Genomic DNA, 13,584 nt, shown 5'->3' on the forward strand with positions numbered 1-13,584 from the left:
GAAGCTTGTGCCGGTTTGCGCCAGTGCTGCCCTGTCCCTGGAGAGTCAGGAGCGTTTCGCGTTGCGGCGGCGGTACTTGAGGTGGCGGCGCCAGCCCTTGAGGGAAAGCCAGGAATCGTCCCGGGGATAGAAGCGCTTCTCACGCCAGCCCGGCTGCTCGTCCAGTTCTTCCGGGCTCTTGCGCCAGCGCTTGTATTCCCATTGATACTGCGCGGGCGCCAGGGCGATCGCGGCTTCCACTGATGCATTCACTCCCCGCGCCGAGATGACCTCGTCTTCGGCGTAGACCGCCTCATCCGCCGCAAGGAAGTGGATGGCGAAGCCATGGCCATCTTCCAGGCGTTGAGCGACACCGGTCACCACGCGGGCGTCGGTTCTCGCCACCAGCTTGGGGAGCAGAGTGGCGGTGTAGGCGGGTCGGCCGTAGAAGTCGGCGAAGACACCGCTGCCGCGTCCCGGTTCCTGGTCCGGCAGGATGCCGATCGCCTCGGCGCGCTTGAGCGCCTTCAGCAACGCTGCCACGCCGCGGGAGTTGGTAGGCACCAGTCTCGCCCCCATGCGCTCACGCCCGTTGCGAATGATCGGGTCGAGCCGCTCGAACTTGGGCGGCTCGTACATGGCAGTGAAGGGGAAATGGCTCGAGAGCCAGAAATTGAGCACTTCCCAGTTGCCGAAGTGCGGCGCCAGCACGATCACGCCACGTCCCTCGGCACGGGCTTCGTCGAGCAGATTGCGACCGTGCACCTCGAGAATCGAATCGCGCACCGCGTCTTCATCACCCAGCCATACCTTGCCCAGCTCCAGCATGGTGGCGGTGGAGTGGGCGAGGCTCTCGGTCACGAGGCGTGCGCGTGTCTCACGCGGCTGATGAGGGAAGGCCTGGCCAAGATTTCTGCGCGTGACGCGCCGTTCCCGCGGATTGAGCAGTTGCACGAGACGCGCGAGCGGGCGCGCCATCCACCACAGCTGGCGGGTGGTCAGGCCCGAGAGTCGCTGCCATAGCCAGGCGACGGCATTGGCCTTGAGGGGTAAAAGGCGCTGTTCCATGGCCTTTTCAAAACGCTTGAGAGTCTTTTCCATCGTCACACATGAAGTTCCGGTGGTCTGGCGTGAGATACCGCACTGGTCAGAGGGCGAGTCCTGCGCTGCCCGTCGCGCCCCATTGTGCCAGAGGGGCGAACGTCATGCAGGTTCGAGGCATCGGGGGGCACGCAGTGACCTTCGTCGTGTGTGGCACGGGGCGTGCGGCCCGTTTGCTCTGCCAGTATCATGCTGGCATCGGCACATCCGGGATCACGTCGCTGGCGTGGTCCCGAGGCGCTCTGTCAGACAGTCAGACCACGGCACTGCCCGAGCGGTTCTCGTGTGCCGTGCTTTCCAGTAGTGCTTTCCAGTAGTGCTTTTCGGTGATGCTTTCCCTGATGCGCTTTCCCTGATGTGCTCGTCCTGTCATGTCTTGTGCCTGTCGTGTCCCTTGCCCTGTGCGGAGCCCTGATGTCATCTTCCCCCATTGCCCCCGAGTCCCCGGCACAGGCATTGCCTGAATCCGACCATCAATGCCCGCTATGCGCGACGCATGGCAGTCAACCTGTGCTGCATCTGGTGCAACGACGCAAGCCATGTCCGCGGACCGGTCAGCGTCCGCCTGCCGACGAGCGTGATTACCTGCGGTGTGGCGAATGCCATCTGCTGTATCTCGCGCCCTCTCAACGACTGGATGCCCGCGCAGAGCAGGATATCTACGACCAGCATCAGAACGACCCGGCAGACCCGCGCTATCGCACCTTCCTGTCCAGGCTGTTCACGCCGATGTGCGAGCGGCTGGCGGCCGGTGCCAGCGGGCTCGATTTCGGTTGTGGGCCGGGGCCAGCCCTGGCACGGATGTTCGAGGAAGTCGGCCACCCGATGGCATTGCATGATCTGTATTACCACCCGAACCCGGCAGCGCTCGCCCGTCAGCATGATTTCATCGTCAGTACCGAGGTGATCGAGCATCTCTACGCGCCCGGCGATGTCTTCCGTCAGTGGCTTGGGTGTCTCAAACCCGGTGGCCTGCTGGGGATCATGACGCAACCCGCCGCGGATGATCTGGATGCGCTCAAGCGTTGGCACTATCTGCGTGACCCGACCCATGTCTGCCTGTTCAGCCCGACGACCTTCGCCTGGCTGGCGCGGACCCATGGCCTGGCCTTCGAGCAGGTTGCGAGCGATAGCGTCATCTTCCGTGTACCGATGTCCTGAAGGGCTCGCGTGGCAGGTGTGGAGGGAGGATGCCCGCTACCGAGGCATGATCCAGCCGCCCCACGCGTGTGCGCCTGACCGGGCTGGCCGCGAGATTCGGGGCGAGACAATGAACGATGTCGCGAAATGACGTGAAGCTGACGCAAAAACACTTGGATTTGGCGCAGACTGTCACTATATTGCCCGCGCCTTGCGAGATTCCTGCAGGGCGCTTCCCTCTCCCGTAGCTCTCCGCACCTTGCGGCATTGGCCGAACGCAGTCCTGCGCCTGGCCGAGGAACTGGTCATGCCCCGTCATCTGTTGTTGATGTCTCTCGCGCCCTTGCTGGGCCTTGCCTTGCTGGGGATCGGCAATGCCATGCTGACTTCGCTGGTCCCCCTGCGGCTGTCTGCCGCCGGTGTCTCGAGCGAGGCGATCGGCCTGATCAGCTCCGCCTACTATCTGGGGCTTGGACTGGGAGCGCTGGTCAACGACCGCCTGCTGCTGCGCATCGGACACATCCGAGCCTACGCCGGCTTCGCCTCGCTGGTGGCAGTCGCCGCCCTGGCCATGGGACTGGGAGACCATCCCGTGGTGTGGTTCCTGCTGCGCATGATGATCGGCTGGTCGCTGGTCGGCGTGTATCTGGTCATCGAGAGCTGGTTGCTGAGTGCCGCCGACCCCGCCGTACGCGGACGCCTGCTGGCGCTCTACATGATCGTGCTTTATGGCGCGGGCGTGCTGGGGCAGCTGCTGCTGGGAGTAACCGCCATGCTGAGTCTCGAGGCGGCCTTCATGCTGGTGGCGATGCTAGCGGCGGCGTCCGTATTGCCGCTGGTGCTGCTGCCGCGCGTATCACCGCTGATCGAGCAATCCGAGCCGTTGAGTCCCTGGCGTCTGATTCGCATCACGCCGACCGGCGTGTTCGGCTGCCTGGCTTCGGGGCTGGTGGTGGCAGTGCTCTACAGCCTGCTGCCCTTGGCATTGGGGGAGGGCGGCGTGCTGGACACCGCGGAGATCGGGCAGCGCATGGCGCTGGTGATTCTCGGCGGCATGCTGCTGCAGTACCCCATCGGGCGCTGGTCTGACAGTCATGATCGTCAGCAGGTATTGATCATCCTGTCGGTGGCCATCATCGGGTTCGCCGCCTTGCTGATGGGGCCGGCACGCGAAGGCATCGCGCAGTTGACGGTGTTGTTCCTGCTCGGCGGCGCGGCCTTCACGCTCTATCCGGTCGCGGTCAGCCATGCGGCAGACCGTGCCCCCGCCGGGGCGCTGGTGCGCATGAGTCAGGGATTGTTGCTGATCAATGCCGTGGGCTCGACCCTGTCACCGCCGGCCGTATCACTGCCGATGGCCGAGATGGGTGCCATGCCCGGCATGGCGCTGAGTCTGGCGGTGATGGGCGGTGGCATGCTGGCCTTCTTCGTCTGGCGACGCGTGATGCGTCCGGCGCCGCAGCCGCTGGCCCCCTTCGAGACCCATGCGCCACAGACACCACTGGGAACGGAGCTTGCCGTCGGGCCGGAACTGGTCGAGGCCGCCGAGGAGCACCTGCGGGATGCCGAGGTCAATGACCCGCTGGTCGAGGTGACTCGCGAGCTGGCCGTCGACATGCCGGAGCTGATCACCGAGGCGTCCCTGGATAGTCTCGAGGAGATCGAGACTCATGATGGCGAAAGCCAGCGCCAGACGTCCCGCCATGGCGAGGCTTCCGACGGGCGCAACGCAGATTGAGGACTTGTGTGAGCGGCATGCCTCACGTGCGTCGCAAGGGGGGAGTTGAGGGTAGAGGAGTAGGTCGCACTAGCGGGAGGGGTCGACCAGGTTGCCCTGCGAGGCGTTGCGGCGGAACCAGCCGGTCACGCTGGCGCGCGCCTGTTTCGTCGGCAGCACCTCGTGGGGGATCCGTTCGGAAAGGAAGCACACGAAGGTCCCGGCCTCGGGGGTGACACGCCGGATTTCACGGCTGTCATCTTCGGGGTCGTAGAGCACGATCTCGCCACCGGCGTCCGCCGGCCAGTCGGCATTGAGATAGAGCACGCTGGAAATCAGGCGATTGCCACGCCCGCGGAAGCTGTCCAGGTGCTTGCGATAGAAGCTGCCGACCGGATAGTGGGCAAAATGCGCCTCGTACTCGAACAGTCCCAGATAGAGGGCACGGTTGAGTTCATCCTTGAGGACATTCATCGCCTCCAGATAGGCACGCTGGGCACGCGAATCGCGATCCAGCCAGCGAATCGCATCCCCGCGGATGTCCGGGCGAAGGTCATGCTCTCGCCCGCGTCCGATTCCCGCAGCCGTCAGTCGCTGATGGCTCTCCAGCGCCCGCAACTCGTCATTGAGATGGCGGATCAGGTGTGCCGGCAGAAAGTCCGGGCGCACGCTGTAGCCATGCTCGACCAGTTCATCGATCAGCAGGTTGAGCGCGGTGGGGTCCAGCAGTGGGGCGGGTGCAGCGGGCATCGGGCGCTCCGGAAAAAGGGCAGAAGGCATCAAGGCGCAGTGTTATAGAGCAGCGCGCGCAGGGGCGCAATGCCTTGAGTGAAGGCCTGGCAATCCTCAGCCCGCGAGACATGCGTCAATCACGCCAGAGGCTCATGCCCGTGGTGCATGGGGGCGAGGTGGCAGGTGGCGCAACGGAGCCCCGGGCGGTGGCGGGGAGGACAGGCTGATGGTGTGTCCGAACCCGATGGCCATCATCTCCACCAGCATCATCGCGGAAAGCCCCCACAGCAGCTGCCCGGCCACCTGATAGCCGGGCACGTACCAGGTGTCATCGCCCACGCGGATGACGTCGGTGTGGGCGCGTTCATCGCGCAGCAGCATGCTCAGTGGCATCTCGAAGATATGCGCTATCTCGCCGGGGTCGGCGCGCAGCGGCAGGTCGGGAGCGATGCGCCCCACGAAAGGCGTCACGGTCATGCCGTGCAGCGAGATCACATCGCTCAGTTGCCCGTATATCTCCACTTCGCCGGAGGGCAGAGCCACTTCCTCCTCGGCCTCACGCAGCGCCGTGGCCAGCAGACTGATATCCTCCGGCTCCGCCTTGCCACCGGGGAAGGCGACCTGGCCGGCATGCTGACTCAGGTGACTGGCGCGTTGCGTGAGCAGCAGCGTCGGTTCCGGGCGGTCGATCAACGCGATGAGTACCGCAGCGCGTGGCTGGTCGTTGCTCACGATACGGGGGTGATGGGATTGCAGGCGCTGGCGCAGAGCTTCTAGCATGTCGGGTCCTCGTTGACCTTCATCTTGTGGCGTGGGATGTGAGGCGGTCAAGATGTGAGGTGACAGCCGGCCGAGTCAGCGGCACCATTTCCAGAAGCCGAGCCCGGGCATCGGCGTTCAAGAGTTTCACGGGAGAGCGAATGAACTACTGCAGCCATTGTGGTGAGACGGTGCGTCTGGCGGTGCCACAAGGAGATGATCGACTGCGCTACCTGTGTGATAGCTGCGGCACCATCCATTATCAGAACCCACGCATCATCGCCGGTACCCTGCCGATACGCGATGGCAAGGTGCTGCTGTGTCGCCGCGCCATCGAGCCGCGCCTGGGGTACTGGACACTGCCGGCCGGTTTCATGGAGAACGCGGAGACCACCAGTGAGGCCGCTGCCCGTGAGACGCGTGAGGAAGCGGGGGCCGAGGTCAATCTCCAGGGCCTCTACACCCTGATTGATCTGCCGCACATCAATCAGGTCTACATGCTGTTTCGCGCCGAATTGACCAGTGATTTCTCCGCGGGTATCGAGAGTCTCGAGGTGGCGCTGTTCGCCGAAGAGGAGATTCCCTGGCAGTCACTGGCCTTCCCGACCATGGAAGTGACGCTGAGGCGCTATTTCGAGGACCGTCGTGCCCGCCAGGGAGAAGGCGAATTCCCGTTGCATCTGGAACAGATCGATCTCGAGACGCGCGAGCGCTTCTTCAAGACGACACATCTGCCCAAGCACTGAGCGGGCCGTGGTCAGGCTTCACCCCGGGACCTGCCGTCGCTTGACGGCGTGACCGGGGTGGGCATCGCACCTTCAGAAGCTTTCCAGTCGCCAGCAGTCAATCGGCACTTCCTCGTAGGGGTGCGCCTCGCGCAGTGCGGCCACTGCCGTGCGAATCAGCGCGTCCTCACACACCATCTCGACCTTGACCTCCTCGACACGTTCCAGCGTGCCGCGTTCGCCGATATGCGGATTGGCACCGGCCAGCGGACGAAACTGCCCCGTGCCGCGCGTCTCGAAGCAGCAGGCCTCGTACTCGCCCATGCGTCCGGCACCCGTGGCGAAAAGCGCTTCCTTGACACCTTCCAGTGCTTCGTGTGGAACGAAGAATGCCAGTTTGTACATGGTGGGCCTCCTTGAGGGACGTGACGGGCGATGAGTGCCAGGGCGCCAATCGCCCCGGGGAAAGACGTGCGCTGGCGAGGACGCAGTCAAGCGTGGCAGAGCCTGCGCGGCGTCCCCTGATGATGGCATAATGCCCGCTGCAACGGCCAAGGACACTGCCATGCTCAAATGGATCAATATCTCACTGCTGCTACTGCTGGCTCTGCTCCAGTACCGGCTGTGGTGGGGCGAAAATGGCGTCACCGAATTGTTCGACATCCGTGCCCGCGTGCAGCAGCTCTCCAGGGAAGCGGCGCAGCTGGACAACCGCAATCAACGCCTGGGCGCTGAAGTGGTCGATCTCAAGAATGGTCTGGCGGCCATCGAGGAGCGTGCGCGCAACGATCTCGGCATGGTGCGCAAGGATGAGCAGTTCCTGTGGGTGCCCAACGTCGAGGTACCCAAGCGCCAGGTCTCGTCCGCGGATGAAGTGGCGGAAGGGGCGCTGGAAGGCAAGGGACTGGAAGAGGGCCTGCCCAAGGTGCTCAATCCATGACTCGCATGAATGATGCCCCGGCGCCGCGTCTCTGGTATCTGGTACCCGCCGCAGGCGTGGGCAGCCGCATGCAGGCTGACCGTCCCAAGCAGTATCTGGAACTGACGCCCGGCGGCAGTGTCCTGGAGGCGACCCTCACCACCCTCAGGCGCGCATTGCCCGAGGCCGGATTGTGTCTGGTGCTGGGCGCGGAGGATGCCTATTTCACGCCGACGATGGTGCCATGGCAGGAGTGGCTACGCGCCGATGGCGGCAGCGAGCGTGCCGACAGCGTGCTGGCGGGACTCGAGTGTCTGAGCCGAGTGGCGAGTGATGATGACCTCGTGCTGGTACACGATGTGGCGCGTCCCTGTGTCCGCGAGAGCGACATTCAGGCGCTGGTCAAGGCGGCACGCGAGAGTGACGACGGCGCCATCCTGGCCGCTCCCGCCAGTGACACCATGAAGCGGGCCGCTGCGCTGAGCCATGCCGTGGAGCGTGCCGATGGCTCAGCGCAGCGCATCGCGCATACCGAATCCCGGACAGGGCTGTGGCATGCCTTCACGCCCCAGGCATTTCCGCTGGGCCTGTTGCGCACGGCGCTGCGTGCCGCCCTCGCGGAGCAGCCCGAGCGCATCACCGATGAGGCCTCGGCACTCGAGGCCTGTGGACGATCCCCCGTGCTGGTGCCCGCGGCGCGCGACAATCTCAAGATCACCCATCCGGAAGACCTCGCCATGGCACGCCTGTTGCTGGCGGCCCGCGAGGATCACGCCGACAGACCCCGGACACCTGCCTGACATGATGGATCACCCCGTGACCCCCGACACTTCGAATTCCACGACCTCCCCCGCGACCTCCGGGCATGTCCCGATGTCACTGCGCATCGGGCATGGCTTCGATGTCCACCGTTTCGGCGACGGCGATCATCTGATGATCGGCGGCGTGAAGATCCCCTACGAACACGGCTTCGTGGCGCATTCCGATGGCGATGTATTGCTGCATGCGTTGTGCGATGCGCTGCTCGGGGCCTGCGGGATGGGCGACATCGGCAAGCATTTCCCGGATACCGACAGCGAGTGGTCCGGGGCGGACAGTCGCGGCCTGCTGCGCCACGTCGTCGGGCTGATCAATGCCGCTGGTTTCGGGGTCGGCAATGTCGATCTCACCGTGATGGCGCAGGCCCCCAAGATGGCGCCGCACATCCAGGCGATGCGTGAGGTGATCGCCGAGGACCTGCGTGTGCCGGTGGCGGTCGTCAACGTCAAGGCCACCACTACCGAGCGTCTCGGTTTCACCGGTCGCAAGGAAGGCATCGCCGCCGAGGCCGTGGCGGTGCTTGGCAGGCTGCCCGCCGCGGGTGGAGCCGAGCATGTCTGAAGTGAATGCCATGTCTGAGCCGCCCGAGTCCGATGCGCTGTCTGTCGCGGCGCGAACGGCACTGGAAGCCGCCGGCAGCGAGCCATGGGTCAAGGAAGCCGAGCTGATGCAGCGCTGGCCGCATGCCCATGGCGGCCCGCTGGGCGCAGGTGACTTCCGACACACGCCGGAAGACTTTCGCGTCACGGAATTGATGGACTTCGTGCCCGAAGGTCACGGGGAGCACCAGTGGCTCTGGATCGAGAAGCGCGGTCTGACCACTGACGAGCTGTGCCGCGAACTGGCAGGTCTTTGTGACGTGGCACCGCGTGACATTGGCGTGGCGGGACTCAAGGACAAGCAGGCGATTACCCAGCAGTGGGTCTCGGTATGGTTGCCGGGGCGTGAAGCCCCTGAGCATCTGAGTGAGGCCTTGGCCGAGAAGGGGGCCCGCGTGCTGGCCAGCGTGCGGCACCCGCGCAAGCTCAAGCGGGGCGTGCATCGTGGCAATCGCTTTGCGCTGCGGGTGAGCGGCGAGGCCGTGGCCCATCCGGATTTCGAGACTCGCTGGCAGACATTGATACGCGATGGGGTGCCCAACTATTTCGGTCCGCAGCGTTTCGGGCACCAGGGGCATAACCTGGGGCGTGCACGCGCCGTACTGATACGTGGCTGGCGCAAGCGTGATGATCGCAGCGGCATGCTGCTGTCCACCGCGCGCAGCTTCCTGTTCAACGAAGTGCTGGCCGCGCGTCTCAAGGCTGGCTGCTGGGCGACGGCGTTGAGCGGTGAGGTGTTCGCGCTCGACGGGACGGGATCGCGCTTCGTCACCGATGGCAGCGAAGCTGTCGAGACGCTGACCCGGCGCCTTGCCGACGGGGATATCCACCCCACGGGCCCGCTGTGGGGCACCGGCCGTGGCGAGTCCCATGCGCAGGTCGCGGCGCTTGAGCAGGTGCTGGCGTCCAGCTGGCCCCAGCTCTGTGACGGCCTCGAGAAGGCTGGCGTGAAGGCCGAGCGTCGGCCACTGCGCCTGATGCCTGCCAATGCCCGCCTGGAGTGGGCCATCACGCCGGCCCAGGCCGATGCCGAGGCGACTGCGGCCAGTGCGTGGCTGCATTTCGATCTTCCGCGCGGCAGCTTCGCCACCGGCCTGTTGCGTGAGCTGATTGCCCACCCGCTGCTGTAGCGGCCTACCCAGCGTGCGCCACGACATGAAACCGCGATGAACATGAACAGGTGAGACGATGCGCAAGATTCTGCTTTCCAATGATGATGGGGTACATGCCCCCGGGCTCAAGGCCCTGCATGATGCGCTGAGTGATCACGCGCGAATTCGCGTGGTGGCACCGGACCGTGATCGTTCGGGTGCCAGCAACTCCCTGACCCTGAGTCGCCCGCTGATGCTGTCCGCGATGGACAACGGTTTCTACAGTGTCGACGGCACCCCTGCCGATTGCGTCTATCTGGGGGTCAACGGTGTCTGGGACGAGAAACCGGATATCGTGATCTCCGGCATCAACCACGGTGCCAACCTGGGAGACGATGTGCTGTATTCCGGCACTGTGGCAGCGGCGATGGAAGGCCGCTCGCTGGGCATGTCGGCGATCGCGATGTCGCTGTGTGGCAAGACCCATTTCGAGACGGCAGGGCGTGTGACGGCGAGTCTGGTCGGCGCGGCCGAGACGCTGGCCTTGCCGCCGCGTTCGCTGCTCAACGTCAATGTGCCGGATGTTCCCTGGCACGAGATCCGCGGATTTCGCGTCACGCGTCAGGGGCATCGTGGTCCGGCGGGCGCACCGATCGCCGTGCAGGACCCTCGCGGGCGCACCCGGTACTGGATCGCGCTGGCCGGGGACGGAGTCGACGATGGTGAGGACACCGATTTCGCGGCCATCGCGGCCGGCTATGTGTCCATCACGCCGTTGATGACCGACCTGACCTCCCATGCGGCGCGTCAGGATGTGGAGCAGTGGCTGGAAGCACTGAGTTGACCTCGCGCGCCACCGCCTGGCGGTCAGGGGTGTCGGGGATCGATCAGCAAGCCGGCGCAGGCGCGTCGGTCGACAGGATGTAATTCGATGTCATGAAGGACGTGTATCAGAACGGTTTTCCCGCAGTGCAGTCTGAGAGTGGGCAAGCCATGGCGGATTCGTCGGCCACTCGAACCTCATCGCCACCGGTGCCCATGCGCCTGGAGCGCCCGAATGCCGCGCAGTTGAGCGGTATCGGCATGACCTCTCAACGAACGCGTGATCGCATGGTCACGCGACTGGAAGAGGCCGGCATCCAGGACGAGCGGGTACTGGATCTGATGGCGGCGGAACCGCGCCATCTGTTTCTCGATGAGGCGCTGGCGCATCGCGCCTATGAGGATACCGCCCTGCCGCTGGGGCAGGGGCAGACATTGTCGCAGCCCTACATGCATGCCCGCATGACGGAGCTGGCTCTGGCCTCGGCACCGCGCCCGCGCGAGCAGTGTCGGGTGCTGGAGGTCGGCACCGGTTCGGGCTACCAGACCCTGCTGCTGGCGCGGCTGTTCGGTCAGGTGGCCTCGCTGGAGCGCATCGCCTTGTTGCATCTGCGTGCCCGGCAGCGGCTTGAGTGGTTCGGGCTGGACAATGTCCAGCTGCGTCACGCCGATGGCGGGCACGGCTGGCAGACCACGGCGCGTGAGACGGCCGCACAGGAGTCGGTGACCCTGCCGGGGTTTGATCTGGTGGTGGTGACGGCATGTGCCTCGCACTTGCCACAGGCATTGCTCCAGCAGCTGGCACCGGAGGGAGTGATGATCGTGCCATTGGCGGAAGACGGCAGTGATCGTCAATGGCTGACACGAGTGCGCCACGTCGGCGACACTCAGGATATTCAGCGGCTCGAGGCTGTGCGCTTCGTGCCGTTGCTCGAGGGAGTGATCAGGTGAAACGAGCATTGAGCGTGTTCTTCAAGGGGGCGGGCATGGGCGCTGCCGATGCCGTGCCCGGCGTCTCGGGAGGCACGATAGCCTTCGTGACGGGTATCTATGAAGAATTGATCGAAACCATCAAGCGCTTCGGACCTTCCGCCATCGGTGTCTGGCGTCAACAGGGCGTCAAGGCGTTATGGCAGCACTTGAATCTGGCGTTCTTGCTACCGCTTGCCGCCGGCATTCTCGCCAGCCTGATCAGCGTGGCGCACCTCGTCACCTGGCTGATGGAGGCGCAGCCGCTGCTGCTCAATGCCTTCTTCTTCGGTCTGGTGGTGTGTTCCGGTGTGGTCGTGGCGCGGCGCATTACCGGCTTCAGGGTCGGGTATCTGGTGTGGCTGGTGCTGGGGTTGGTACTGGCCACTCAGCTGCCCAGCCTTCTGCCAGCGGGCACTGATGCGCCCTGGGTCATCGTCGCCGGGGGGGCCATCGCCATCAGTGCCATGTTGCTGCCGGGCGTTTCCGGCAGCTTCCTGCTGTTGACCATGGGCCTCTATGGCACCGTGATGACAGGTATCAAGAGCTTCGATCTGACGCTGATCCTGTTGTTCGGAAGTGGCTGCGCCATCGGACTGTTCACCTTCTCGCGTGTACTGTCATGGTTGTTTCGTCACCATCACACCGCGACACTGATGCTGCTGGTCGGCTTCATCCTCGGCTCGCTGCCGGTGCTGTGGCCCTGGCGCACGATTACCGATTATCGACTGGGCCCCAAGGGGGAGCAGGTACCGCTAGATTATCAATTCATGATGCCGGAGACCTATACCAGCGTGACAGGTGAGCCTGCCCAGTTGTGGGCGGCGCTTGCCCTGATGCTGGCAGGTATCCTGCTGGTCTGGTTCGCGGGTGAGCGCTCAGGACCGGATGATTCTTCCAGTGATTCCCGCAAGGAGCAGGAACATGCCTGACATGATGGACAAGGGATTCAAGCTGGCGCTGGCGGGTCTGGCGCTGGGCGCTCTGACGGCGTGCAGTACCGCCACGACGCGTCCGCAGATCCAGGATCTCAGTGGTGACACGACACGTATCACTGCAGACAGCTATACGGTCCAGCGCGGTGACACGCTCTATGGCATCGCCTGGCAGAGTGGCCAGGACTTCCGTGACGTGGCGCGCATGAATGGCCTGCGCCCGCCCTACACCTTGCAGCCCGGGCAGACTCTGCGCCTCGACCCTCAGGCACCGTTGCCCGCGAATGCCGGCAACTCCCGTACGGCCGGCACGGCATCGGGGTCGGCATCAGGCACGGGCGTGGTGGCGACCGGGCTTGGCGGCAGCGATGACGCCATCGCCAGCGGCGGCGAGGTGCCGGACTGGCTGGCTCCGGATGAGTCGGACATTGCTCAGCAGAAGCAGCGTGCTTCCCAGGCGCAGTCCCTGACCACCGGTAGCGGCGGCGTCGCGGCGGCTGCCACGGGCGCGGCCGCTGCTGCGGGCGTCGGCCCGGGGCCCGTGTATCAGGAAGGCAGTGAAGAGGCGCTGGCGGAGTCTGCGCGTGCACAGGCCGCGGACGATGCTTCCCGAGCCGGCGAGGCACTGGAGAGTGCCGGCAGCAATGCCCAGGCCAGGGCGAGTGAGGCCGAGGCTGCTGCTCGCAAGGCGGCGCAGGAGACGGCGGATCGCGAGAAGGCCGAGCAGCTGGCAGCGGCCAAGGCCGAGCGTGACAAGGCGGCGGCAAACGTGAAAAGTGCCTCCGACAAGGTTGAAAAGGGGACCAACGTTGCGGGCGCCACACCCGAGGCGGCACCGGCCAAGAAAACCTATGTGCCGGTAAAAAACGTTGACTGGCAGTGGCCTACGCAAGGCGAGATCATCGGCAAATTCGGTGAGTCCGAGAGTGTGACGGGCGGCATTGATATCGCTGGTCAAAAGGGGCAACCTGTCAAGGCAGCAGGGCCGGGGATTGTGGTCTACGCGGGGAGTGGAGTGCGCGGTTACGGCAACCTCATCATCCTCAAGCACAATGACCGTTATCTGAGTGCCTACGCCCACAACGACAGCCTCCGCGTCTCGGAGAATGATGTTGTCGAGGCCGGACAGGTAATCGCCACTCTGGGAGCCACTGACGCCGAACGTGCGCAGCTGCATTTCGAGATCCGCGAGGATGGGCAGCCGAAGGATCCCTTGAAGTTCCTGCCCAAGCGCTGACGTCCACCGCTGCCACAACAAGAAGTTCCTGGCACCAGAC

General features: G+C 64.9%; 15 protein-coding genes. 11 read left to right on the forward strand and 4 right to left on the reverse strand.

The genetic code is table 11. The features are described 5' to 3' along the window. Nucleotides 1-45: 45 nt before the first annotated feature. Nucleotides 46-1,080 (reverse strand): lysophospholipid acyltransferase family protein, encoded by a 1,035-nt coding sequence (locus tag PJK54_RS02415; RefSeq protein WP_271302171.1) that lies wholly within the window; start codon nt 1,078-1,080, stop codon nt 46-48. Nucleotides 1,081-1,494: 414 nt separating this feature from the next. Between PJK54_RS02415 and PJK54_RS02420 the strand changes: the two genes are divergently transcribed. Both PJK54_RS02420 and PJK54_RS02425 read left to right on the forward strand, forming a co-directional pair. Then, nucleotides 1,495-2,241, forward strand: a complete 747-nt coding sequence (locus tag PJK54_RS02420) for a class I SAM-dependent methyltransferase (protein WP_271302172.1) — start codon at nt 1,495-1,497, stop codon at nt 2,239-2,241. A gap of 286 nt (nt 2,242-2,527) precedes the next feature. After that, nucleotides 2,528-3,958: an MFS transporter gene (locus PJK54_RS02425; RefSeq protein ID WP_271302173.1), complete on the forward strand. Its 1,431-nt coding sequence runs from the start codon at nt 2,528-2,530 to the stop codon at nt 3,956-3,958. Between the two features lie 69 nt (nt 3,959-4,027). Here PJK54_RS02425 and PJK54_RS02430 read toward each other — a convergent pair whose 3' ends face one another. Further along, nucleotides 4,028-4,687 (reverse strand): 2OG-Fe(II) oxygenase, encoded by a 660-nt coding sequence (locus tag PJK54_RS02430; protein ID WP_077375102.1) that lies wholly within the window; start codon nt 4,685-4,687, stop codon nt 4,028-4,030. A gap of 132 nt (nt 4,688-4,819) precedes the next feature. Continuing rightward, complete coding sequence (locus PJK54_RS02435; RefSeq protein ID WP_136938781.1) at nt 4,820-5,449, reverse strand: CoA pyrophosphatase; 630 nt, start codon at nt 5,447-5,449, stop codon at nt 4,820-4,822. A 140-nt stretch (nt 5,450-5,589) separates the two neighbouring features. Here PJK54_RS02435 and PJK54_RS02440 point away from each other — a divergent pair, with 140 nt between their 5' ends. Further along, entirely contained in the window at nt 5,590-6,174 is a 585-nt protein-coding gene (locus PJK54_RS02440) for an NUDIX hydrolase (protein ID WP_084208042.1), read from the forward strand. A gap of 72 nt (nt 6,175-6,246) precedes the next feature. Here PJK54_RS02440 and PJK54_RS02445 read toward each other — a convergent pair whose 3' ends face one another. After that, nucleotides 6,247-6,558 (reverse strand): NGG1p interacting factor NIF3, encoded by a 312-nt coding sequence (locus PJK54_RS02445; protein WP_084208043.1) that lies wholly within the window; start codon nt 6,556-6,558, stop codon nt 6,247-6,249. Between the two features lie 160 nt (nt 6,559-6,718). Here PJK54_RS02445 and ftsB point away from each other — a divergent pair, with 160 nt between their 5' ends. The 8 genes from ftsB to PJK54_RS02485 all read left to right on the forward strand — a co-directional run bounded on the left by ftsB (nt 6,719) and on the right by PJK54_RS02485 (nt 13,544). Continuing rightward, the gene (gene ftsB / locus PJK54_RS02450) at nt 6,719-7,093 is read left to right on the forward strand and encodes a cell division protein FtsB (RefSeq protein WP_077375092.1); all 375 of its coding nucleotides are present in this window, start codon (nt 6,719-6,721) and stop codon (nt 7,091-7,093) included. After that, on the forward strand, nt 7,090-7,872 hold the full coding sequence (ispD, locus tag PJK54_RS02455) for a 2-C-methyl-D-erythritol 4-phosphate cytidylyltransferase (protein ID WP_271302174.1): 783 nt from the start codon (nt 7,090-7,092) through the stop codon (nt 7,870-7,872). Before ftsB ends, ispD begins: the two co-directional genes overlap by 4 nt. 73 nt (nt 7,873-7,945) lie before the next feature. Beyond that, entirely contained in the window at nt 7,946-8,452 is a 507-nt protein-coding gene (gene ispF, locus PJK54_RS02460; RefSeq protein ID WP_169477230.1) for a 2-C-methyl-D-erythritol 2,4-cyclodiphosphate synthase, read from the forward strand. Next, entirely contained in the window at nt 8,445-9,620 is a 1,176-nt protein-coding gene (truD, locus tag PJK54_RS02465) for a tRNA pseudouridine(13) synthase TruD (RefSeq protein WP_308457330.1), read from the forward strand. The genes ispF and truD overlap by 8 nt, the downstream gene beginning before the upstream one ends. Nucleotides 9,621-9,678: 58 nt before the next feature. Then, nucleotides 9,679-10,425 (forward strand): 5'/3'-nucleotidase SurE, encoded by a 747-nt coding sequence (gene surE / locus PJK54_RS02470; protein WP_271302175.1) that lies wholly within the window; start codon nt 9,679-9,681, stop codon nt 10,423-10,425. A gap of 194 nt (nt 10,426-10,619) precedes the next feature. Then, on the forward strand, nt 10,620-11,354 hold the full coding sequence (locus PJK54_RS02475) for a protein-L-isoaspartate(D-aspartate) O-methyltransferase (protein WP_084209621.1): 735 nt from the start codon (nt 10,620-10,622) through the stop codon (nt 11,352-11,354). Then, nucleotides 11,351-12,304, forward strand: coding sequence for a DUF368 domain-containing protein (locus PJK54_RS02480; protein ID WP_271302176.1), 954 nt, complete (start codon nt 11,351-11,353; stop codon nt 12,302-12,304). The genes PJK54_RS02475 and PJK54_RS02480 overlap by 4 nt, the downstream gene beginning before the upstream one ends. Continuing rightward, the gene (locus PJK54_RS02485) at nt 12,297-13,544 is read left to right on the forward strand and encodes a peptidoglycan DD-metalloendopeptidase family protein (RefSeq protein WP_271302177.1); all 1,248 of its coding nucleotides are present in this window, start codon (nt 12,297-12,299) and stop codon (nt 13,542-13,544) included. Before PJK54_RS02480 ends, PJK54_RS02485 begins: the two co-directional genes overlap by 8 nt. The last annotated feature ends 40 nt before the right edge of the window (nt 13,545-13,584 follow it).

Origin of the sequence: Cobetia sp. MMG027 (assembly GCF_027947415.1) — a bacterium.
Classification (GTDB): domain Bacteria; phylum Pseudomonadota; class Gammaproteobacteria; order Pseudomonadales; family Halomonadaceae; genus Cobetia; species Cobetia marina.